25 protein-coding genes are annotated in these 22,270 nt (G+C 58.8%); 10 read left to right on the top strand and 15 right to left on the bottom strand.

The window, feature by feature from the left end; translation table 11 throughout:
- Window positions 1–147 precede the first annotated feature (147 nt).
- A complete protein-coding gene (locus MWU54_RS17035; protein WP_247086152.1) occupies window positions 148–1,140 on the bottom strand; it encodes an adenosine kinase in 993 nt (330 codons plus the stop codon).
- Window positions 1,137–1,781 (bottom strand): endonuclease III, encoded by a 645-nt coding sequence (nth, locus tag MWU54_RS17030; RefSeq protein WP_247086151.1) that lies wholly within the window; start codon window positions 1,779–1,781, stop codon window positions 1,137–1,139. Before nth ends, MWU54_RS17035 begins: the two co-directional genes overlap by 4 nt.
- 121 nt (window positions 1,782–1,902) lie before the next feature.
- Here nth and MWU54_RS17025 point away from each other — a divergent pair, with 121 nt between their 5' ends.
- The 3 genes from MWU54_RS17025 to MWU54_RS17015 all read left to right on the top strand — a co-directional run bounded on the left by MWU54_RS17025 (window position 1,903) and on the right by MWU54_RS17015 (window position 4,208).
- On the top strand, window positions 1,903–2,754 hold the full coding sequence (locus MWU54_RS17025) for a methylated-DNA--[protein]-cysteine S-methyltransferase (RefSeq protein ID WP_247086149.1): 852 nt from the start codon (window positions 1,903–1,905) through the stop codon (window positions 2,752–2,754).
- Between the two features lie 119 nt (window positions 2,755–2,873).
- Complete coding sequence (locus MWU54_RS17020) at window positions 2,874–3,527, top strand: OmpA family protein (protein WP_247086147.1); 654 nt, start codon at window positions 2,874–2,876, stop codon at window positions 3,525–3,527.
- A gap of 126 nt (window positions 3,528–3,653) precedes the next feature.
- Window positions 3,654–4,208: an NAD(P)H-dependent oxidoreductase gene (locus MWU54_RS17015; protein WP_247086145.1), complete on the top strand. Its 555-nt coding sequence runs from the start codon at window positions 3,654–3,656 to the stop codon at window positions 4,206–4,208.
- 4 nt (window positions 4,209–4,212) lie between these two features.
- Here MWU54_RS17015 and MWU54_RS17010 read toward each other — a convergent pair whose 3' ends face one another.
- Entirely contained in the window at window positions 4,213–4,902 is a 690-nt protein-coding gene (locus MWU54_RS17010; RefSeq protein ID WP_247086143.1) for a sugar transferase, read from the bottom strand.
- A 910-nt stretch (window positions 4,903–5,812) separates the two neighbouring features.
- Here MWU54_RS17010 and MWU54_RS17005 point away from each other — a divergent pair.
- The 6 genes from MWU54_RS17005 (at window position 5,813) to MWU54_RS16980 (ending at window position 9,575) form a co-directional block, all read left to right on the top strand.
- Window positions 5,813–6,427, top strand: coding sequence for a ribonuclease D (locus MWU54_RS17005; RefSeq protein ID WP_247086141.1), 615 nt, complete (start codon window positions 5,813–5,815; stop codon window positions 6,425–6,427).
- Between the two features lie 18 nt (window positions 6,428–6,445).
- Window positions 6,446–7,042 (top strand): LPS export ABC transporter periplasmic protein LptC, encoded by a 597-nt coding sequence (gene lptC / locus MWU54_RS17000; protein WP_247086139.1) that lies wholly within the window; start codon window positions 6,446–6,448, stop codon window positions 7,040–7,042.
- Entirely contained in the window at window positions 7,039–7,521 is a 483-nt protein-coding gene (gene lptA, locus MWU54_RS16995; RefSeq protein ID WP_247086137.1) for a lipopolysaccharide transport periplasmic protein LptA, read from the top strand. Before lptC ends, lptA begins: the two co-directional genes overlap by 4 nt.
- Window positions 7,521–8,279 (top strand): LPS export ABC transporter ATP-binding protein, encoded by a 759-nt coding sequence (gene lptB / locus MWU54_RS16990; protein WP_247086135.1) that lies wholly within the window; start codon window positions 7,521–7,523, stop codon window positions 8,277–8,279. Before lptA ends, lptB begins: the two co-directional genes overlap by 1 nt.
- A gap of 224 nt (window positions 8,280–8,503) precedes the next feature.
- Window positions 8,504–9,067, top strand: a complete 564-nt coding sequence (gene raiA / locus MWU54_RS16985; protein ID WP_247086134.1) for a ribosome-associated translation inhibitor RaiA — start codon at window positions 8,504–8,506, stop codon at window positions 9,065–9,067.
- 43 nt (window positions 9,068–9,110) lie between these two features.
- Window positions 9,111–9,575, top strand: coding sequence for a PTS sugar transporter subunit IIA (locus tag MWU54_RS16980; protein WP_247086132.1), 465 nt, complete (start codon window positions 9,111–9,113; stop codon window positions 9,573–9,575).
- Between the two features lie 105 nt (window positions 9,576–9,680).
- On the opposite strand, the gene MWU54_RS16975 is transcribed toward MWU54_RS16980, so the two are convergent.
- The 7 genes from MWU54_RS16975 to MWU54_RS16945 all read right to left on the bottom strand — a co-directional run bounded on the left by MWU54_RS16975 (window position 9,681) and on the right by MWU54_RS16945 (window position 15,004).
- Window positions 9,681–10,364: an aspartate/glutamate racemase family protein gene (locus MWU54_RS16975; protein ID WP_247086130.1), complete on the bottom strand. Its 684-nt coding sequence runs from the start codon at window positions 10,362–10,364 to the stop codon at window positions 9,681–9,683.
- A 1-nt stretch (window position 10,365) separates the two neighbouring features.
- A complete protein-coding gene (locus tag MWU54_RS16970) occupies window positions 10,366–11,079 on the bottom strand; it encodes an ABC transporter ATP-binding protein (protein WP_348647672.1) in 714 nt (237 codons plus the stop codon).
- Window positions 11,080–11,091: 12 nt separating this feature from the next.
- The gene (locus MWU54_RS16965) at window positions 11,092–11,874 is read right to left on the bottom strand and encodes an ABC transporter ATP-binding protein (protein ID WP_247086126.1); all 783 of its coding nucleotides are present in this window, start codon (window positions 11,872–11,874) and stop codon (window positions 11,092–11,094) included.
- Complete coding sequence (locus MWU54_RS16960; protein ID WP_247086125.1) at window positions 11,871–12,851, bottom strand: branched-chain amino acid ABC transporter permease; 981 nt, start codon at window positions 12,849–12,851, stop codon at window positions 11,871–11,873. The genes MWU54_RS16965 and MWU54_RS16960 overlap by 4 nt, the downstream gene beginning before the upstream one ends.
- A gap of 4 nt (window positions 12,852–12,855) precedes the next feature.
- Complete coding sequence (locus tag MWU54_RS16955) at window positions 12,856–13,725, bottom strand: branched-chain amino acid ABC transporter permease (RefSeq protein WP_247086123.1); 870 nt, start codon at window positions 13,723–13,725, stop codon at window positions 12,856–12,858.
- 91 nt (window positions 13,726–13,816) lie between these two features.
- Window positions 13,817–14,845, bottom strand: a complete 1,029-nt coding sequence (locus tag MWU54_RS16950) for an ABC transporter substrate-binding protein (protein ID WP_247086121.1) — start codon at window positions 14,843–14,845, stop codon at window positions 13,817–13,819.
- A gap of 21 nt (window positions 14,846–14,866) precedes the next feature.
- Entirely contained in the window at window positions 14,867–15,004 is a 138-nt protein-coding gene (locus tag MWU54_RS16945) for a hypothetical protein (RefSeq protein WP_247086119.1), read from the bottom strand.
- A 227-nt stretch (window positions 15,005–15,231) separates the two neighbouring features.
- Here MWU54_RS16945 and MWU54_RS16940 point away from each other — a divergent pair, with 227 nt between their 5' ends.
- Window positions 15,232–15,945 carry a GntR family transcriptional regulator gene (locus MWU54_RS16940; RefSeq protein WP_247086117.1) on the top strand — a complete coding sequence of 238 codons (714 nt, stop codon included), beginning with the start codon at window positions 15,232–15,234 and terminating at the stop codon, window positions 15,943–15,945.
- Window positions 15,946–15,957: 12 nt separating this feature from the next.
- Here the strand turns inward: MWU54_RS16940 and MWU54_RS16935 are convergent, their stop codons facing one another.
- The 5 genes from MWU54_RS16935 to hutI are packed head-to-tail and all read right to left on the bottom strand — an operon-like array spanning window position 15,958 to window position 22,198.
- Entirely contained in the window at window positions 15,958–16,998 is a 1,041-nt protein-coding gene (locus MWU54_RS16935; RefSeq protein ID WP_247086115.1) for an aromatic ring-hydroxylating dioxygenase subunit alpha, read from the bottom strand.
- A gap of 4 nt (window positions 16,999–17,002) precedes the next feature.
- Window positions 17,003–18,673, bottom strand: a complete 1,671-nt coding sequence (hutU, locus tag MWU54_RS16930) for a urocanate hydratase (protein ID WP_247086113.1) — start codon at window positions 18,671–18,673, stop codon at window positions 17,003–17,005.
- The gene (gene hutG, locus MWU54_RS16925) at window positions 18,670–19,470 is read right to left on the bottom strand and encodes an N-formylglutamate deformylase (protein ID WP_247086111.1); all 801 of its coding nucleotides are present in this window, start codon (window positions 19,468–19,470) and stop codon (window positions 18,670–18,672) included. The genes hutU and hutG overlap by 4 nt, the downstream gene beginning before the upstream one ends.
- Window positions 19,467–21,008 carry a histidine ammonia-lyase gene (gene hutH / locus MWU54_RS16920; protein WP_247086109.1) on the bottom strand — a complete coding sequence of 514 codons (1,542 nt, stop codon included), beginning with the start codon at window positions 21,006–21,008 and terminating at the stop codon, window positions 19,467–19,469. Before hutH ends, hutG begins: the two co-directional genes overlap by 4 nt.
- Entirely contained in the window at window positions 21,005–22,198 is a 1,194-nt protein-coding gene (hutI, locus tag MWU54_RS16915) for an imidazolonepropionase (RefSeq protein ID WP_247086107.1), read from the bottom strand. Before hutI ends, hutH begins: the two co-directional genes overlap by 4 nt.
- Window positions 22,199–22,270 lie beyond the last annotated feature (72 nt).

Below are 22,270 nucleotides of genomic sequence, written 5' to 3'. Positions count from 1 at the left end.
AAAGTCCGCCTTCTGACCGAGCTGTTCGATCGGGCCGCCTGAATTAGGGCAATTCCGGGCCTCAGTCCGTCCTTGAGCGATCTACGCAACGATCCTAGTTTAACGGTTACCCATGGGTAACCGTTAAGATGCATTAACCAAATGCGATCAGATCAATCCGCGGGCGCGGAACAGGGCCTGCAGGTTGGCTTCGGGCCGTGGTCCGATATGCGAAATCACTTCGGCCGCAGCAACGCAGCCCATGCGCCCCGATGTCTCCATGTCGCGGCCTGTTGCCAAACCGTACAGGAACCCGGCCGCAAACTGGTCGCCCGCGCCGGTGGCATCTACGGGGACCACCTTGTCCACCGGGATATCGGTCCGTGTGCCGTTATGGATGATCGACACGCCGTCACCCGACCGCGTGCACACAACCAAGGGACAGATCGCGGCAACGGCTTTCAGGTCTGCCTCTAGATCATCGTTCTGGTAGAGCGACATGATTTCGGCTTCGTTGCCGATCACGTAATCCATCTCGTTTTCAATGAGATCCAGGAAGTCATCCCGGTGCCGTTCGACGCAGAACGGGTCGGAAATCGCAATGCCCGCCTTGCCACCCGCCGCGCGGCAGGTGCGGGCGGTGCGGATGAACGCCTCTTTGCCCTTGTCCTTGTCGAACAGGTAGCCTTCGAGGAAGACAACCTCGGCCTCTGCTGCCACATCTTCGGCCACGTCCTCTGGCCCCAGTTCGGCCGAAATGCCCAGATAGGTGTTCATCGAGCGTTCGCCATCGGGTGACACAAAGATCATCGACCGCGATGTCGGCAATTCGCCGCTCGTAACCGGTGCGTTCACGAAATCGGTGCCTTCTTTCTTCATCGCGTCCGCATAGAACCGGCCCAAGGCGTCGTCATGCACCCGACCAATAAAGCCGGTGCGCAGCCCCAGATTGCCCAAGCCCGCCAGCGTGTTCGCCACCGACCCACCGGGCGTCTGCACGCGTTCTTTCATCGCCGCATACAGCGTCTCGCCCCGGTCGCGTTCGACCAGTTGCATGATGCCTTTCTGAATACCCATGAGGTCCAGAAACGTGTCTTCCGCGCGCGCGATCACGTCGACAACGGCATTGCCGATGCCGACAACCTGGTACTTTTTGTTCATTCGGTTTTGTCCTCGAATTGACAGAGATCGCGGATCAGACAGGCCGCGCATTTGGGTTTTCGGGCGACGCAGGTGTAGCGTCCGTGCAGGATCATCCAGTGATGGGCGTGGTGCTGAAAATCGACCGGGATGTGATCTTCTATGGCGCGTTCGACCGCGACCACGTCTTTGCCCGGGCAAACGCCGCTCCTGTTGCCAAAGCGAAAGATATGCGTGTCGACCGCCTGAGACGGGTGGCCCCACCACATGTTGAGCACCACATTGGCCGTCTTGCGCCCTACACCGGGCAGGCTTTCCAAGGCAGCGCGGGAATTGGGGACCTCGCCACCGTAGTGTTCGACCAGAATGCGGCTGAGCTTGATGACGTTCTTGGCCTTGTTGCGATAGAGACCGATGGTCTTGATATGCTCGATCACACCCTCTTCGCCCAAGGCGAGCATCTTTTCGGGTGTGTCGGCGATCTTGAAAAGCTCTTTGGTGGCCTTGTTCACGCCCGCATCGGTGGCCTGTGCCGACAGCGCCACCGCCACGACGAGCGTATAGGCGTTGACGTGATCCAATTCGCCTTTGGGCTCTGCTTCAGCCGCCTGAAAGCGTGTGAAAATCTCGCGGATGGTGTGATAGTCGAGTTGTTTGGCCATAGGTTGCGGTATGCCAATCAGCGCCAAAAGGGGCAAGCGCGTAACTTGCGCAGGTTTCGGGTCGAAGCGGTACGGTTCGATGGGCTAGACCCTGAGTGCACAGAAACGAAAGGGCGGACGCATGCAGAACCTCGCGGAAGACACCCAAGGATATCACTTCAACGTCATGCGCCGCGCGCTGGATGCGGTTGATACGCTTGGACCGCAAGCGACTCTCGAAGACCTCGCGGCCTCGGTCCAGATGAGCCCGGCGCATTTTCAGCGCGTGTTTTCGCGCTGGGTGGGTGTCAGCCCGAAGCGGTATCAGCAATATCTGACGCTGGGGCACGCGAAGGCCTTGCTGGCGGAACGGTTCACGACGCTGGAAACGGCCCATTCCACAGGCCTGTCCGGTGGGGGGCGTCTGCATGATCTGTTCCTGCGGTGGGAGGCGATGAGCCCCGGTGAGTTTGCCCGAAAGGGCGACGGGCTCACGATCTATTGGGGGTGGTTCGACAGCCCGTTTGGCCCGGCATTGGTCATGGGCACGGACAAAGGGCTTTGCGGCATCGGGTTCACGTCTGAATGCACCGAAGAGCATGCGTGGAACGACCTGATCAGCCGTTGGCCCAATGCGACCTATGAGGAAAACCCGGACAGGTTGCGTGACTGGGTCGATACCGCCTTTGGCGCGCAGGATGCGCCGACGCCGCTTTTTATGATCGGGGCCCCGTTCCAGATCAAGGTCTGGGAAGCGTTGATGCGCATCCCGTCGGGACATGTGACCACCTATTCCGAGATCGCAGAGTATATCGGGCATCCCAAGGCGGTGCGTGCGGTGGGAACTGCCGTTGGCAGAAACCCGATCAGTTACCTGATCCCCTGCCACCGCGCCCTGCGCAAATCAGGGGGATTGGGCGGGTACCACTGGGGGCTGCCCGTCAAGCGCACGATTCTGGCGTGGGAGGCGGCGCGACAGGAGGCTGGGGTGTGACCAGACCCTTTGCGCGGAAAGGTGCCGATTTTCCCGCGACATCTGGCTGAAACCGGGTATGTTATCGCATAGCAGAAGCGAGACCCGTACAATCGGGCGCAGTTAAACGAGGCGAACCTATGACCCTATCCAAACTTTCTTTGTCCACAGCTTTGTGCGGTGCGATCTTTCTGTCGGCCTGTACCGACCCGAATGATCCCAATCGGCAAACCAAAACCGGTGCTCTGGTGGGCGCAGGTGCCGGTGCCGTTGTTGGCGCGCTGATGGGCAATGACCCCGAAGAACGTCGTCGGAACGCGGTTCTGGGCGCCGCCATCGGTGGCGGCGGCGGCGCGATCATTGGCAACCAGCTTGATAAGCAAGAGGCCGACCTGCGTGCCCAATTGGGCAATGACAACGTGACCATCCGCAACACCGGGGATCGTCTGATCGTGACCCTGCCGCAGGACATCCTGTTTGCCACCGACAGCGCAAGCCTGCGCCCGGATTTGCAGCGCGAACTGCGTCTGGTTGGTCAGAACCTGCTCGCCTATCCGGACACCACGGTTCAGGTGCTGGGTCACACCGACAACACGGGTGACGCGGGATATAACCTTGATCTGTCCCAGCGTCGGGCGCAGTCGGTTGCGAATATCCTGATGAGCGAAGGCGTGCCGTCGTTCCGTATTCAAAGCATCGGTCGCGGAGAGGACCAGCCGATCGCAAGCAATCTGACGCCGGACGGCCGCGCGCAGAACCGTCGTGTTGAGATTGTGGTTCTGCCGAACGCTTGATCCTATTCGATACTCTCATCGAAAAACCCGCGTTTCAGGACGCGGGTTTTTTTGTGGGTCATTGCGCGGGCTCTTGCCATCGTTTCGCTTTGGCCCAGTTTTTGTCGCGACCATAAGGAGAAGACCATGGCTGAACTCAAACTACTCGGGCTGTGCGGATCACTGCGCGCCGCGTCCACAAACCGTTTGTTGATGCAGGAAGCGGCCCGGCGGTTCGGTGACGCGGATTTCGTCGAAGGCGACATCCGTTTCCCGCTTTATGATGGCGATCTGGAAAGCGGTGAGGGCATTCCACCGGCGGTCCTGACACTGGCCGACCAGATTTCCGAGGCGGATGCGGTGCTGGTGGTGACGCCGGAATACAACAAGGGCATCTCCGGGGTGTTGAAGAATGCGCTGGACTGGGTCAGCCGCACCAAGGGCACGCCCTGGTCCGGCAAGCCGGTTGCGCTTTTGTCTGCGACGGCGGGTCGGGCCGGTGGAGAGCGTGCGCAAAACATGGCACGGCTGTGTCTTGTGCCGTTTCGCCCGTTGATCGTTCCCGGACCTGAAGTGCTGGTTGCTGCGACAGCTCAACAGTGGGACGATGACGGACGTTTGACCAACGAACTCAATGCGAAAGCGATTGATGAGTTGATGCAGAACCTGCGCAAGGCGGCAATGGCCAACTGCGCAAACTGAGGGATCAGCAGCCGGTGGCCTTGGTTACAACGCTGACGGTTTTCCACATCACTTTGATGTCTTGGGCAAGGGTTACCTTGCTCAGGTAATCCGCATCGTAATTGGCACGGTCCGCAAAGCTGCTCTCGTGGCGTTCGGAAATCTGCCAGAACCCTGTGAGGCCCGGGCGCAGTGCATAGTAGGCCGACCCTGGATACAACGCTTGCTGATCGACCATCATGGGGCGCGGGCCAACGATGGCCATGTCGCCTTTGAACACGTTCCACAGCTGGGGCAATTCATCGAGCGAAGTCTTGCGCAGGATCTGGCCAACCTTGGTGATGCGCGGATCGTGACGCAGTTTCTGGTTGTGATCCCATTCCGCCTTGGCGGCCGGGTTGTCTGCAAGATACGCCTCAAGCGCCGCATCAGCGTCGGCAACCATGGTGCGCAGTTTCCACATTTTGAAGGTCTTGCCAAACCGGCCGATACGCTGCTGGCTGTAGAACGGTGATCCACCGTCACGGGCGACCAGAATGGCGCAAACCGCGAGGACAATGAGAACCGGAAGAGCCGCAAGCGAGACGAGCAGAAGATCGAACCCGCGCTTGAGGTAGTTGCGATAAACGCTTTTGATTTCCGGTTTCGCGAACGCCTTGGTGACAAGCGTTTCGATTTCATTGCCAGGCAGCGGTTGGCGAATGTGAAGTGTCATTGGAACACCTTTTGACCCTTTGTGCAGGGGTCCGGTGCCGAGCTGTCTTGGGCATGCAAAAGTCGGTTGCTTGCCACGCAAAGTCGCAAACAGTGTGAAAGGGAAAGTTCCCGATTTTCAGACATTTATAGTACTAGGCAGATTTCAGCAGACGAACCTTACGCAACTCCAAAATGGAAGCACCAACCCCCAAGTGCCAAACTCAAACATGGCAGGAATGTGACCCGCCAGATCGTGGCTTGTTTATGACTATGTGCCTCATTTAGGTCAACTTTCAGAACGGGGGGAAACTATTGCGTGTATTCTCATGTTGTACTCGCCTCTGGGCAGATCGACGCGACAGCCGATTTTGGCCGATCTGCGTGTTCTCTTCACTTTTTACAAATCGTGAGCAATCTTCCGCTTAAAGGCGAGTTTCGGCTCAAACAGTTGGTTTAACATGTTTTCTTGATGCAGGTTTAAGGTTGACCGGACTGATCAAATCACGAGTTCAATTCCAAAAGAATGAGAGAACTGTTCTAAAATTCTACGCAACTTTGGAATTAATCGTAAATTAAGCTTTTCATTGTTTCCGCTTCGGAGACAATTGACCAAACGTAAGCTGATTTGCAATTCTATTTCCGTCGTTCACGGCGTGGAAACAATTTGAACCGCGTCAAGTTGAATTTTTGGTCCAGCCAACCGTCCGCGCCGTCCGCGCACACGCGATTTTTCGCCGATCACGGATCGACACATATTGAAACATATCAGGCGGAAGTTGGACATGACCGTGTCAGCTTTGGACGCAAATTAGGGCGAATCGTGGCGGGATTTCGAGAATCGGGAGAAACTTGGGCAAAGTTGGACCGGTTGCGCCACATTCTGCGAAGGTCTATTTGCGGATCGTTGTTCCAAGCAGAAAGCGCGCGCCATGCCACATCACGTGTATTCCCGTGACCTTCCGGACGCTCTGGACCTGGGGTCCGAGGTTGCGATTGATTGCGAAACCATGGGTTTGCACCCGCACCGCGACCGGTTGTGTGTGGTCCAATTGTCCGGCGGTGATGGCACCGCGCATCTGGTCCAGATTGAAAAGGGCCAGACCTCTGCCCCGAACCTGGAAAAGCTTTTGGCGGACCCATCGGTTCTCAAGCTGTTCCATTTCGGGCGATTTGACATAGCGGCACTTTATCATGCGTTCGGGGTTGTTACGGCCCCGGTCTATTGCACCAAGATCGCCAGCCGCCTTGTGCGCACCTACACGGATCGGCACGGGCTGAAGGCGTTGTTGCAGGAACTGCTCAGCATCGACATTTCCAAACAGCAACAATCCAGCGATTGGGGCGCGCCGACGCTCAGCCAGGCGCAGATCGATTATGCCGCGTCGGATGTGCTGTACCTGCACAAGCTGCGGGATGCGCTCAACGGTATGCTGGAGCGCGAAGGGCGAGCAGAGATCGCGCAGACCTGCTTTGATTTTCTTCCGACGCGGGCCAGACTTGACCTGATGGGGTGGCCGGAGACCGATATCTTTGCCCACTCCTGAACCCGGTAAGGGGCCCTCATGTATTCGCGCCTGATTGCCTGGCTGAAGATCCTGCTGCCATTGGGGGCGTTGGCGCTGCTGTCGACGATTTTTCTGTACTCCAGAAGCCCGGATCCGATTTCGGTCATCCCGGTTCTGACCAATGGCGCAGACCCCAGTCAGGGCGAACAGGTTGGCAAACCGTTTTTTGCCGGGACCACCGATGGCGGGCATGCGGTGACGCTGTCGGCGCGACAAGCGCGCGCGCGGGAGGATGATCCGTCCCGGATGGTGGTGTTCGATTTGCAGGCGGTGCTGGATACCGACGAGGGCAGCCGCATCACGATTGATGCAGAGCAGGGCGAAATGTCTGGAAGTGATGCGTTGCAACTGCGTGACGGCGTCGTGTTGGAAAGCAGTTCCGGCTATATCGTCCGCACCGAAGGGCTGAACGCGGCGATTGACCGGGTCGATATTGAAAGCACCGCTCCGGTCGCGGCAGAAGGCCCCGGATTGACCCTGACCGCCGGTCGGTTGCGGGTCGAGGACATGGGGCCCGAATCCGATTTACAGCTTCTCTTCACGGAAGGCGTAAATCTGATATACATCCCGCAGACATCAGAGGCAGAGCAATGATCCGGGTATTGACGATAGTATGTGCGCTTGGTCTCGCAACATCCCTGGCGGCACAGGGAACCGAAGTGGCCTTCGGGGCGGTTCAGCAGGACACGTCTCTGCCGGTTGAGGTCAGCGCGCAAAGCCTGTCAGTCTCGCAGAATGACGGATCGGCCCTGTTCACCGGCGACGTGGTGATCGGTCAGGGAGAGATGCGCCTGTCCGCCCCGCGCGTTCTTGTTTTCTACACGAAGGATCAATCCGGCATCGAACGTTTGGAAGCAACGGGTGGCGTGACGTTGGTGAATGCGGATCAGGCCGCCGAAGCCGATACGGCAGAATACGAGGTCAACCGCGGCACGATCCGGATGGTGGGCAACGTGTTGCTGACGCAAGGGGCCAACACATTGGTGTCTGACACCATGGATGTCGATCTTGAGAACGGCACGGCGCGGATGAATGGCCGCGTGCGGACCGTGTTCCAGTCAGGCGACAACTGATGGGCGCGACGGACCTGACGGTCACCGAGGGCAATAGCGGACTGACGGTCCGCCATTTGCGCAAAAGCTACAAGAAACGCGTGGTGATCCGCGACGTGTCGCTGGAGGTGCAGCGCGGAGAGGTTGTGGCGCTGCTTGGTCCGAATGGCAGCGGCAAGACCACGTCCTTTTATGCAATCGCCGGGCTGGTGAACCCCGAAGGCGGGCAAGTCCTGATTGATGGCGCGGATGTGACGTACCTGCCGATGTATCGGCGCGCGCGGATGGGGATCGGATATCTGCCGCAGGAAATGTCTATCTTCCGGGGCATGAGCGTCGAGGATAATATCAGCGCAATTCTGGACATCAGCCAGCCGGATCGGCACAGCCGCCGGGAACGTCTGGAAGAGTTGCTGGGCGAGTTTTCCATCGAGCACCTGCGCCGCGCTCCGGCATTGGCGCTGTCTGGCGGAGAACGCCGTCGGGTGGAGATTGCGCGCTGTCTGGCGGCTGATCCCAAGTATCTGCTGCTGGATGAACCGTTCGCCGGTGTGGACCCGATCAGTGTTGGCGATATCCGCCATCTTGTGGCCGATCTGAAAAAGCGGGGCATCGGCGTGTTGATCACCGATCACAATGTGCGCGAGACGCTTGAGATCGTGGACCGGGCCTACATCCTGCATGATGGCAAGGTGCTGATGTCCGGGTCGCCGGATGACGTTGTGCGAAACGAGAACGTGCGCCGCGTCTATCTTGGCGACAGTTTCCGCATCGGATAATTCCTGCCAAATTTGACGGAAGTCATTGACACACGCGCGTTGCGGGATTGAAATGATGGTATGGTGCTTGGCTCATCAGACCGTCAGTTCCGCAACAACCAGCTTCTCTGGCTGGACCGTGGAACGCTACAGTCAACGCGCCTGATTTCCTTGCTTTGTACAGTGCAACCGGATCCGTCCGGGCGCGTTTGTCTGCGAGGCTAGAACAATAAAAAGGACACCCTATGCGTTACCAGATAACCGGCAAACAAATTGACATTGGTGAAGCGCTTCAAACCCATGTGAAGACCGAATTGGAGGAGATGCTGAGCAAGTATTCAGGCCGTCCCACCGATGCGACCGTCGTCTTTTCAAAAAGCGCGCATGAGTTCGTTTGCGAGACAGTCGTCCACCTGTCGACCGGTTTGAACGCGAGCGCGAAGGCGCACGCGACTGAAATCTACGCCGCTTTTGACGGTGCGTGCGAGAAGATGGACAAGCAGTTAAGGCGCTACAAGCGGCGTCTGAAAGATCATCACAAGGACCGTACAGAACCTGTTGAACTTATCGGCGCTTCTTCTTATATCCTCGCCAGTGATGCAGAGGCGCATCAAGAGGAACCCGAGTCGCTTCAACCCATTATCGTCGCTGAGATGGAAACCAAAATCCCATCTTTGACGGTAGGTGAAGCGGTGATGCAAATGGAGTTGGCTGGACTGCCGGTACTGGTTTTCCGCAACGACAAAAAGGACGGTGTAAACGTCGTATACCGCCGGGACGATGGCAACATCGGCTGGATCGACCCGTAGGTCAGAAAAACGGGCGACGCAAAGTCCACAATGTGAGCAGAGCATGAATTTCACAGATTTGTTGAATTCGAAGGCCGTAAAGGCCGTTACGACCGTTTCCAGCAAGAAACGTCTGATGCATGACATCGCCGACGTTGCTGAAGCGGCCTACGGAATCTCTGCTCAGAGGGCTGTTGAAGCCTTGATGGAGCGCGAAAGTCTGGGACCAACCGGCGTTGGTCATGGCGTCGCGCTCCCGCATGCGCGGTTGAACGGTGTGCAATCGGTGTCCGGCGTGTTCATGCTGCTGGAAAAGCCAATTGATTTCGAAGCCGTGGATCGTCAGCCGGTTGACGTGATCTTTGCATTGTTCGCACCCGAAGATGCAGGCGTTGAACATTTGAAAGCGCTGGCGTTGGTGTCGCGGACGCTGCGCGATCAAAACTTCTGTGCGAAGCTCCGGTCAAATCCGGATTCGACCACCCTTCACACGATCATCACGGAATCGGCGGCTGTTCAGGCCGCCTGATCGCGTCTTTCCAAGAGACATCTGACATTTGAAACGCGCTTTGCGCGGCCATCAGGCAGGCGTGCAGGGTGCTGTGCCTGCCTGATGTGGTGTCGCCCGACCGTGTCAGGCGACGGAATATGCACCGATTTTGGACGTACGCAGCCGCGTGTTGACCAACGCTTCGGCAAAGGTGATGCCAGCGGCAACGCCGTCGATCACGGGCAAGCCAAATTCAGCGCTCAGGTCTGCCATGAGGTCTGCCATGCCGGCACAACCAAGAACGATTGCCTCGGCCTTGTCTTCGGCAATGGACACGCGGATTTCGGATTTGATCTTTTCCAGTGTCGCCGGATCGCCATCCTCAAGTTTCAGCACCGGGATCTCGGTCGCTCGGACCTTGGCACATTTCTGGGCCAGGCCGTAGCGCATCAGATTGTTTTCGATCCCGGGAACAGAGCGGGACAGCGTGGTGATCACGCTGAACTTGGTCGCAACCATGCTGGCGGCATGATACGCGGCTTCTCCGATGCCCAAGACGGGTGCCGAGACCAATGTGCGCACGGCGTCAACGCCGGTGTCGTCGAAGCAGGCGACAACCACGGCGTCCACATCGGTGTGGCGGGCCACTTCATCCAGCAGACCCGGCACGCAGGTGGCGACATCCAGAAAGCCCTGGATGCTGGTCGGTCCGTTTTGCGAATTTGTTGCGATGATCTCGGTGTCTGGCCGCGCGACGGCGCGCGCCGCAGCGCCGATCTTGTGGGTCATCGACTCGGTGGTGTTTGGGTTTACGACGAGGATTTTCATCTTAAACGTCACCACCCAGATAGGCCGCCTTGATACGGTCATCGTGCAGCAATTCCTTGGAATTGCCTTCGATCACCACATTGCCGGTCGCCATGGCGTAGGCACGGTTCGAAATGCTGAGCGCCATGCGGGAGTTCTGTTCCACCAGCAAGACCGATACACCCTCATCCCGGTTGATCGCCACGATGGAACGGGCGATGTCCTGCACCAGCTTTGGCGCAATTCCAAGGCTGGGTTCATCCAGCAGCAACAGCTTGGGCTTGGCCATCAGCGCGCGACCGATCACCATCATTTGCTGTTCGCCGCCTGACAGGGTGCCGGACGCCTGGTTGTACCGTTCCTTCAGGCGCGGAAAGCGTGTCAGGATGCTGTCGAGCGTGTCCTGGATCTCGGCCTTGTTGGAGCGGGTGAAGGCCCCCATCATGAGGTTGTCCTTGACCGACATGTAAGGAAACACGCGGCGGCCTTCGGGCACCATGGCGATGCCGCGTTCCACGATGCTTGACGGATCGGTTCCGTCGACGCGTGTGCCCTCGAACGTGACCGACCCCTTGGACGGTTTCGCCAGTCCGGTGATGGCCCGCAAGATGGATGATTTACCCGCCCCATTGGCCCCGATCAGGGCCACGGTTTCGCCTTCGTTGACGACCAGCGACACGCCTTTGAGCGCATAGACATGATCGTAGTAAAGTTCGACGTCTTTGAAATCCAACATAACTGTCATGGCTTACATCCCGATCTCGTCGTCGGCGCTGCCCAGATAGGCCTCGATGACTTTTTCGTTGTTCTGAATTTCCGACGGTGAGCCTTCGGCGATTTTCTCGCCAAAGTTCAGAACGACAATCCTGTCAGAGATTTTCATCACTGCGGGCATGTCGTGTTCAACGAGCATGACCGTCACGCCCCGTTCGTCCCGCACGGACCGGACCAGATCCACCATGCGCATGGTTTCGTCGTGGTTCATGCCAGCGAAGGGTTCATCCAAAAGCAGCACCTTGGGGTCCGTGGCCAGCCCGATCGCAATGCCAAGTGCGCGCAGGTTGCCCTGCGGCAGATTGCTGGCCAGTTCATCCGCGATGCTGTCCATACCGAGGAATTCAAGCAGTTCGTCGGCATAGCGTCCAAAGGACTCAACGTCCTGCCGGGCTGTTTTCGAACCCCAGAAGTAGCCCGCCAAAGATGCCTTGGCCCGCAAGTGCTGGGCCACGACCACGCTTTCCCGGACGGTCATGCTTTTGAAGATCGTTGTTTCCTGAAAGGTGCGCACGACGCCTTTGCGGGCCACCGTATGCGGTTTCAGGTTCGAAATCCGCTCTCCGCGATACAGAACTTCGCCGGAGGTGGTGGGCACGAAAGACGAGATCATCTTGAACAGGGTGGACTTGCCGGCCCCGTTCGGTCCGATCACCGACAGAATTTCGTTTTCCGCCACATCAAACGAGATGTCATTGTTCGCCGTCAGACCACCGTATTTCTTGGTGACGTTCTTGATTTGAAGGAGGGCGCTCATTTCTTTTCCCCCTTGCCAAAGCGGATGCTCAGCAAGCCATCAGGCAGGAAGCGGATCACGACGATCAGGATGGTGGAGTAAATCAGCAGTTGGTACTTGCCGAATTCGAACAGCAGGTCCCAGCCGAAATAGATCAGCAGCGTGCCAAGCATCGGGCCAAACACGTAGCCCAGACCACCCAGAAAGCAGTTGAGCATGAAATCCACGGAGTCCTTGACGACAAAGGTCGCGGGATAAACCGACTGCGAAATCGAGCCGAACATCGCGCCACCGATGCCACCAAAGAAGCTGGAGATCGCGAAGATCAGGATGCGGATATATGTGATGTTCACGCCGATAGAACTTGCCAGCTCTTCGTTCTGCTGCATCGACCGGCACAGGTGCCCGAGACGCGAATTTACCAGACGGTAAAGCGCGGCGTAGGTGATAATCATCAGGATGCAGGCGGTGAAGTAGAACGCCATGCGTGTGTTCTCAAGCTGACCGAAATCGGGGATCAGGGTTAGTCCGAAGAGCGACACACCCGATGGAAGTGGGATGTTGGTAATCCCCTTGGCCCCGTTGGTGATCGGCAGGGCCAAAGCTGTCAGCGTGGCCACCTGCGTCAGGACAAGGGTGATCATGGCGAAATAAACACCGCGCAGGCGCAGGATCGGCAGGCCCAGAAGTACGGCGACAAGTGCTGCGAACAGCCCGGCGGCCGGCAGGGATATCCAGAACGACCATCCGGCCTTCACCACCAGAATGGCCGAGACATAGGCACCGACCAGCGCAAAGGCGCCCTGACCAATGTTGATGCGACCGATGTAAAAGGTCAACCAGACCCCGGCGCTTGCGATGGCCAGAAGGGCCACCGACGTCAGCGTGAAGTAAAAGTCCCAGCGGCCGGTTGCGGCGATGAACATCGGCACGCCGACAAAGATCACCAGTAGAAAGACGGCTACGCCAAGGATTTGTTTTGCGGAAAAGTTCATCATGTGCTCAGCCCCACGGTTTGCCCATCAGGCCCTGCGGCCGGATCGCGAGGAAAATCATGAGAGAGACGAAGATCAGCAGGTAGGTGATGTCACCATATTGCGACAGATAGGCCAGACCAAAGGCTTCGAGGAAGCCAAGGATGAAGCCGCCCCAGATCGCGCCTGAAATCACGCCCGCGCCGCCGATCATGACCATCATGAAGGCCTTGATGGATGTCGGGCCCCCCATGCCAAGGTTGATCCCGGTGATGGTGACCAGCAGACCGCCGACCAGCCCCGCCAGCATCGCGCCAAGGGCAAAGCCGATCATCGAGTAGCGGTCGACGTTGACGCCCATAAGCTGGGCCGCTGTGCGGTCCTGCGCCAGCGCGCGCAGGGCGCGGCCGGTCTTGGTGTATTGCATCAAAGCGATAAAGGCGACGATCGACAGGATCGCCAGCACACAGATCAGGATGCGGTCATAGGGCATGATCAGCCGGAAATCCCAGTTGAAAACGCCATCCACGATCTTGGGCACACCGCGCTGCTTTTCGCCAAAGACCAGAAGGATCAGCGCATCCAGCAGGAAGGCGATGCCCGCCGCGAGAAGCATGGTGCTTTCTTCGCGGGACGACCCTTTGATGACAGGTGCGAACAGGTATTTTTCAATCAGCGCGCCGATGACCGCCAGGGTCATGCACGACATGAACAGCGCCAGCACAAAGGGAACGCCCCATTGTCCGTAGAAGGTATAGGTGACGAAACCGCCGATGACATACATCTGCCCGTGGGCAAAGTTCAGGACGTTCATCAAGGCGAAAATCAGGGTCAATCCCAACGCGATCATTGCGTACTGAGACCCCAGATAGACCCCATTGGCCAATATCTGTTCCATGAGCTTTTACTTTCTTTGGCAAACCCGGTCTGTGCTGCCGGAGGAATCTGCTTCCGGACGTATCCGGAAGCAGCCAGTCATATTGAGTGGTTTAGTCGACGCGCGCGATGAACATCGTTTCAAACGCACCGTCCTGATAGACGTTCACCACCAGAGGGACCGCGATCTGGCGCTTCTGACCAAAGGAGGTCATGCCCACATAGGTCAACTGCTCGTCGCCGTTCATGTAGGGGTTTGGCGCAGAGAAGCTGTCCATGGAGGCCTTGAACGCATCAACATCGTCGATGGCTTCGGGCGTCGCCTTCAGCGTCTCAAGGATGTACTCAAGCGCGTAAACCTTGGTGTTGGATTCGTCGTTATATTCGCCAAACATGTTGGTGTACCGCTCGACGAATTCGTTCATCATCGGCGAGGCCAGTTCGGGTGTGGACGCGCCACCAACCGAGATAAAGCCGTTCGCCAGATCACCGGCGCCTTCCGCCAGAACACCGGCGTCCTGTGCGGTTTCGGTCGAGATCAGACCTTCAAAGCCCAGTTCGCGTGCAGAGCGGATCAATTGCGGCGCGTTGGCTGGCGACACACCGGACAGCACCAGAAGGTCAGGACGGGTGCGCAGAACCGGTGTCAGAACCGGCGTGAAGTCTGTTGTGTCGACCTGATAGGTGACCGAGTCAGAGACAACTTCGAGGCCCAGTTCCTTGGCCGCGGCAACACCACCGTCGCGCTGGCTCAGCGGGTCGGATTCGTTGGCGGCAATAAACGCAACGGTTTTGACGCCTTCGTTTTCCATCAGGTGCTTATAGATTGCAGGACCGGACTGGTAGTTGGCGATCATGCCCAGAACCGCGTTGGAGGCGGGCGGCGAATACAGTTCCTTCGGGAACGCATATGGGAAATACATGATGTCGTTGGCTTCTGCGACCGGGCGAACCGCTGCCGCGCCGTCATCCACGTTTGGCCCCACAACGTAGTGGATACCTTCCTGCGCCATCTTTTCCATGCCCGCGATCGCGCGCTTGGGGTCTTTCTGATCGTCGAAGGACACGATCTCGATGTCGTAGGTTGTGCCACCGATTTCGAAACCGCCGGTTTCGTTGATCCACGCGGCGCGGGTTTCCATCGAACGCTGGTTCGAGATACCCTAGGCCGCCGCCGGGCCGCTTGTTACACCGACAAAGCCGATCTTGAGAACTGGGTTTTCGGCGTAGGCCGCCGAAGACTGAAACGCTGTGATGGCGGCAGCCGTAACCGCGGCCTTCAAAAGTGATCTACGTTGCATTCTTAACTCCTGCTGAATTCTGTTCTGACGCTGACAGCGCCAATTCTTGTTCGACGACGTGACGGGAATGTTGACCGTGCCGTAGGGTCAGGGAGCAATTGTTAACAATATTTGTCAACATATTTATTGATTTCGTCGACAAAAACTGAAGACTGGATTTAAGCTGGGCAGACGTTAGGTTGCGATGCGCTGCCACTCGGCCAAATATAACCGCGGAAGGTGTCGATTTGCCCCTGAACACGCAGATAACCGAAGCAAAAGAAACGGATATTCAATCCGGAACCGAAGAAAGCGTGATCGTTGAACGCATCTACAAAGCGGTGATGGAGCAACGGCTTGCGCCCCGAACCAAGCTGAGTGAGGCGCGTTTGTGTGAAACATTTGGCGTTGGGCGCATGCGTGTGCGGCGGGCACTGCTTTTGCTGTCCAGTCAGGGAATCATTGATCTGCAATCGAATCGCGGCGCGTATGTGGCCTGTCCGGACAAGGACGAGGCCAATGATGTGTTTGCAGCCCGCCTGCTGATCGAGCCGCCCCTGGTCCGGCAACTGGCCGAACGTTCGGACCAGATTGATCTGTCGGTGCTGGTGGATCATCTTGATCAGGAAAATGCAGCGCGGGCCAAGAATGAACGAACCGAGGTCATTCGCCTTTCTGGTGAGTTTCACACCAAGCTGGCGCAAGCTTCGGGGAACAAGTTTATCTCGCGCGTGATGCGTGAACTGGTGACCCGCACATCGCTGATTGTCGGCCTGTTCGGGTCGTCCAACACGGCAAGCTGTTCCGATGACGAGCACACCAACATCCTTGACGCGATCAAGGCGCAACAGCCCGACCGCGCGGAAGAGCTTGTGACCCTGCATCTGCAGCATATTCAGGGCGGATTGGATATGAATGCCCGTCAGGACAAACAGGATGACCTTGCGGCCATCCTTGCCTGATACGCCTGACTTTTATTCAGCCATCTGCCGGTCGACCACCTGTTCCTCGTTGATCATCGCCTGCAACTGTCGCCGGAACCGCAACTGACCGCCATCAATCGGCAGGTCGATATGAGGAGAGGTCTTGTTGGACATACCCTTCTGCACCTCGTTCAACACCGCGCGGTCTTCTTCGAACGCGTGCTGGACGTCCTCACTCATCATCTGTGACAAAGCTTCGTCGTCGGGGCGGATATTGCGCAACTGGAACCAGTAGTACCGCGTTTGCCCTTCATTCGTCGGTGTCATGAAGTTGTAGCTGTCCATGATAAAGGTTTTTTCATGCAGCGGCCCATCCGGACCCCCGGTGCCAGCCGGAGTGAAGATCGCCCGGATCAGCGCATGCGAGGGGTAGCGGACCTCGTAATGCTGGAGGCGGTCGCAATTGCCTTCGAACTCCACCACCTTCTTGTAGAAGGGTGCAGGTTCGTGATCCATCATCCAGCGATGCACGATCACGCCGTCATCCGTTTTAGAGATCCGGAGCGGCGTGTCCTTGGTCGCGTCAGCGGCAAAGCTGCTTTGGTGAACCCAGGCCACATGGGTCGGGTCCAGCAGGTTGTCGCACATCAGCAGGTAGTTGCAGTCCAGTTCCATCGCGGCACCACGGTTGATGCCCCAATCGGGATTGTCATAGTTTTCGATCTCGAAAATATCGTTCGGATCGGCCAATGCCGGGTTGCCCATCCAGATCCAGACCAGCCCGTATTTTTCGTGCAACGGATAGGCGTGGACCTTGGCGTTGGACGGAATGCTGCCCGACCCCGGTGCCCAGACGCATTGGCCGACGCAGTTGAACGTCAGCCCGTGATAGCCGCATTCCACGGTGTCCCCCTTGATCCGCCCTTTGGACAGGGGAAGTTTGCGGTGCGGGCAAGCGTCTTCGAGGCCAACCAGTGCCCCCGCCTCGGATCGGAACACACAGATCTTTTCCCCCAGTACGGTGATCTGCTGAAGGTCGCGTGTGATCTCGTGATCCCACGCGGCAACGTACCATGCGTTCTTCAGAAACATGTGATTACTTTCCCAAGATTCCGGGCAAGTTCAGCCCCTGTTCGCGTGCGCAGTCCAGTGCCTCCTGGTATCCTGCATCGGCATGTCGCATCACACCGGTTGCGGGGTCATTCCAAAGCACGTTGGCAATGCGCCGGTCGGCATCTTCCGTGCCATCGCAACAGATGACCATCCCCGAATGCTGGGAAAAGCCCATGCCAACGCCGCCGCCATGGTGCAGAGACACCCAGGTTGCACCGCCTGCGACGTTCAGCATCGCGTTCAGCAGCGGCCAGTCGGACACGGCGTCAGAGCCGTCCTTCATCGCCTCGGTTTCGCGGTTGGGCGAGGCGACTGACCCACTGTCGAGGTGATCGCGCCCGATCACAACAGGGGCGTTGAGTTCGCCGGTGCGCACCATTTCGTTGAACGCCAGCCCCAGCTTGTGGCGCAGGCCCAGACCCACCCAGCAGATGCGCGCGGGCAGACCCTGGAACGAAATCCGCTCGCGGGCCATGTCCAGCCAGTTGTGCAGATGCGGATCGTCGATCAGTTCTTTGACCTTGGCGTCGGTCTTGTAGATGTCTTCCGGATCACCGGACAGCGCACACCAACGGAACGGGCCGATGCCCCGGCAGAACAGCGGACGGATATAGGCAGGCACAAAACCCGGGAAGGCAAAGGCGTTCTCTAACCCTTCTTCCTGCGCGACCTGCCGGATGTTGTTGCCGTAATCCAGCGTCGGCACGCCCTGGTTCCAGAAATCCACCATCGCCGCCACTTGCGTTTTCATCGATGCGCGGGCCGCTTTTTCGACAGCCGCCGGATCGCTTTCCTGCTTGGCGCGCCATTCGGCGACGTTCCAGCCTTGGGGCAGGTAGCCATGGATCGGGTCATGTGCCGAGGTTTGGTCGGTCACGATATCGGGCTTCACGCCGCGCTTGACCAGTTCCGGGAAGACATCGGCGGCGTTGCCGATCAGCGCGACAGATTTCGCTTCGCCCGCCTTGGTCCAGCGGTCGATCATCGCCAGCGCTTCGTCCAGATCGTTGGTTTTCTCGTCGACATACCGCGTGCGCAGACGGAAATCGGCGCGGCTTTCGTCGCATTCCACGGCCAGACAGCACGCCCCGGCCATCACGGCCGCCAAAGGCTGCGCGCCACCCATGCCGCCCAGACCGCCGGTCAGGATCCAGCGGCCTTTAAGGTTGCCGTCATAATGCTGGCGGCCCGCTTCCATGAAAGTCTCGTAGGTGCCTTGAACGATGCCCTGCGTGCCGATGTAGATCCACGACCCGGCGGTCATCTGGCCGTACATCGCAAGCCCTTTCTTATCGAGCTCGTTGAAATGGTCCCATGTCGCCCAGTGCGGCACGAGGTTGGAGTTCGCGATCAACACGCGCGGGGCGTCCTTGTGGGTGTTGAAAACACCGACCGGCTTGCCCGACTGCACCAGCAAGGTTTGGGTGTCGTCCAGGTCTTTCAGCGCGGCGACGATGGCGTCAAAGTCATCCCATGTGCGCGCGGCACGCCCGATACCACCATACACAACCAGTTCATGCGGGTTTTCCGCGACATCGGGGTGCAGGTTGTTCATCAGCATGCGCATCGGCGCTTCTGTCAGCCAGCTTTTCGCGGTGATCTCGGTGCCGGTGGGCGGGAAGATGTCGCGCTGGTTGTGACGGGGGTCGGTCATGATGTGCCTCCTAGGGTCGGGGCCAGTGCGGCCAATGTGGTCAGAATTTGAGTCAGGTGGGGTCTTAGCTTTGCGGCCTTGGTGCCGTCATAGGTCCAGGGCGCGGCTTCATCTGTCAGGTATGTCGATTGGGCCAGTTCCATCTGGATCGCGTGCATCTTGTCCTGCGGCTGTCCGTAGTGTCGCGTGGTCCAGCCGCCTTTGAAGCGGCCATTCACGGTCGCGGTGTAGCCGCCGGCGGCTTTGCAGATATCGGTTGTTGCGGCTTCGATCCGCGCGTCGCAGGTCGCGCCCTGATTGGTTCCGATGTTGAAATCGGGCAATGTGCCGTCGAACAGGAACGGGATATTCGACCGGATCGAGTGGCAATCATACAGGATCGCAATGCCATGCAGCCCCCGAACACGGTCCAGTTCAGCCTTCAGCGCCGCATGATAGGGCGCGTGAAAAGCCTGACGGCGGTGTTCGATGTCGTCGGATGTTGGCGGGGTGTCCCAGATGTCCTGCCCGTCAAAATCGGTGAGCGGCACAAGCGTTGTTGTATTCTGACCGGGATAGAGGCTGACGCCCGCCGGGTCACGATTGGCGTCGATGACATAGCGATGGAAGTTCGCCCGAACGGTTGTAACATCTGCCAGCAGGCCATCATAAAGCGTGTCGATATGCCAGTCCGTGTCGGCCAGTTTGCGGCCGTTGTCGTTCAGCTTGGCTGCAATCTCATCTGGCACGAACGTACCGGTATGGGGCAGGCCCAGAACGATGGGGCTGGTGCCGTGTGTGACGGTAACCGGGATCATGTTGCGTCCCCTTTCACAAAGGCGGGCAGGTCGACAGAACCGGCCAGGGTTCCGTCCGCCACCAAGACGCTTGCGGCCTCGATGCAGGGAGCCATGTAGCGGTCTTCGGCCAGTGTTGGCACGGCGGCGCGCAGTGTTTCCATTGCGGATTTGAGCGCGGCACTGGTTTGCAGCGGCGCGCGGAATTCCACACCCTGCGCCCCGCACATCGCCTCAACCCCCAAGATCACGTTCAGGTTCTTGTTCATCCGCAGCAAACGGCGCGCGGCATGGGCGGCCATGCTGACATGGTCTTCCTGATTGGCTGAGGTCGGCGTGCTGTCGGTGGTGCAGGGATTGGCCAGATGCTTGTTTTCGCTCATCAGCGCGGCGGTGGTGACTTCGGCGATCATCAGACCGGAATTCAGGCCGGGATCAGGTGTCAGGAAAGGCGGCAGGTCAAAGGACAATGTCGGGTCCACCATCAAGGCAATGCGCCGCTGCGCGATTGCGCCGATCTCGGAAATCGCGACGGCGATCTGATCTGCGGCAAAGCCGACCGGTTCGGCGTGAAAGTTGCCGCCTGACACGATCAGGCCATCGTCGACCAGCACAAGCGGATTGTCCGTGACGGCGTTTGCCTCGATCTCAAGCGTGCGGGCGGCAAAGTGCATCAGGTCCATGGCGGCCCCGGTCACCTGTGGCTGGCAGCGGATGCAATAGGGGTCCTGCACCCGTGTGTCGCCATCCCGGTGGCTTTCGCGAATTTCAGAGCCTTCCATCAGCGCGCGCTGCGCCCGGGCAACCGCGATCTGGCCGGCATGACCGCGCAACGTGTGAATGGCGTCCTGCAGGGGTGCGGTGGACCCCATGATCGCGTCGGTCGACAGCGCGCAGGTCAGAACAGAGGTCGCCGCGTTGCGCCAAGCGCCCCAAAGGCCGACCAACGCGCAGGCGGTTGAAAACTGGGTGCCATTGATCAGGGCCAGCCCTTCTTTCGGGCCAAGCACGATCGGCGTGATACCAGCTTTGGACAACGCCGCGCCTGAGGACATGCGGGTGCCCTCGTACATCGCTTCGCCTTCGCCAATCATGGTGGCCGCCATATGCGCCAGCGGGGCCAGATCGCCGGACGCCCCGACCGATCCCTGCGCGGGGATCACGGGCGTGACACCCTTGGCCAGCATGTCCTGAAGGATCTCGACCGTTGTCATGGCAACGCCAGACGCGCCACGCCCAAGGGACAGGAGTTTGAGCACCATCATCAACCGCGTGGTGGCGACGTCCAGCGCGTCTCCGACGCCGCAGCAATGCGACAGGATCAGGTTGCGCTGCAGGGTTGCAACATCCTTGGCCGCAATCTTGACGCTGGCAAGTTTGCCGAACCCTGTGTTGACGCCGTAAACCGCCTCTTCGCCAGCGGCGGCGGTGGCGACCAGTGCATGGGCCGCCTTGATCCCATCATGGAAAGCCGGATCGAGAACGACCGCCTGTTCATGCGCCCAGATGTCGTGCAACTGCGCCAGTGTCGCCGCGCCGGGGGTGAGTGTGATGATCATAGCGCGCCCCCGAAGATGCGTTTGTGAAGTGGATTGAACCCGATGCGATAGGCCAGCTCTGCGGGGTGATCCGCGTCCCAGACACACAGATCGGCGCGCGCACCTGTGGTGATGCGGCCCTGGTCAGACATCCCAAGTGCTTTTGCGGCATGGGCGGTCATGCCCAAGAGCGCTTCTAGCGGTGTCATGCGGAACAGGGTGCAGGCCATGTTCATGGTCAGCAAAGGCGAGGTCAGCGGTGACGATCCGGGATTGCAGTCCGTGGCCAACGCCATCGGGACACCATGGTCGCGGAACGACTGGATGGGCGGGGCCTGGGTTTCGCGCAGGGTGTAGAACGCACCGGGCAGGACGGTTGCGACGGTACCGGATGCAGCCAATGCGCGGGCGTCTGCGTCGGTGGCGTATTCCACGTGATCCGCGCTGAGCGCCTTATACTGTGCCGCCAATTGTGTGCCGCCGATATTGGACAGTTGTTCAGCATGCAGTTTGACGGGAAGGTCCAGATCTACTGCGACGTCAAAGACACGTTTTATCTGGGCGGTGTCAAAGGCAATCCCTTCGCAGAACCCGTCCACGGCATCGACCAAGCCCTCCGCATGCGCCGCGCGCAGGGTTGGGATACAGACATCGTCGATATATGCGTCGGGACGGTCTTGATACTCTGGTGGTACAGCATGCGCGCCCAAGTAGCTGGTGCGCACATCGATAGGACGCGCCTGCGCAATCTGGCGCGCGGCGCGCAGCATCTTCAGTTCGGTGTCCTGATCCAAGCCGTAGCCGGATTTCACTTCGATCAGGGTGACACCTTCGGCGATCAGCGCATCAACGCGGGTGAGCGCGTCTTGCAGTAGAGCGTCCTCAGCGGCGGCGCGCGTGGCTTTGACGGTCGAAACGATCCCGCCCCCGGCACGGGCGACCTCTTCATAGGATGCGCCGTTCAAACGCAGTTCGAACTCCGTCGCGCGATTGCCGCCAAACACAACATGGGTGTGACAGTCGATCAGCGCCGGGGTTACGAGGCGGCCTGCAAGATCGTGCACCGGTTCGGTGCGATAGGTGTCGGGGATGTCCTTGGCCGATCCAACCCATGCAATCTTCTGTCCATCCAGTGCAATCGCACCGGCGTCGATCATGCCGTAGCTCTTGTCGTCTTCCAGGGTCACGATCCGGGCGTTTGTTAAGAGCATGGGTCCGACTCACTTGCAAAGAAACGTACTTAATGTTGTTATGTGCATACATAATAACATGTCAAGCGGAGT

It is taken from the genome of Marivita sp. S6314, from assembly GCF_023015985.1.
Classification (GTDB): Bacteria; Pseudomonadota; Alphaproteobacteria; order Rhodobacterales; family Rhodobacteraceae; genus Marivita.
Note: the sequence above shows the minus strand (reverse complement) of the source record. Positions and strands in the feature narration are given on the sequence as shown.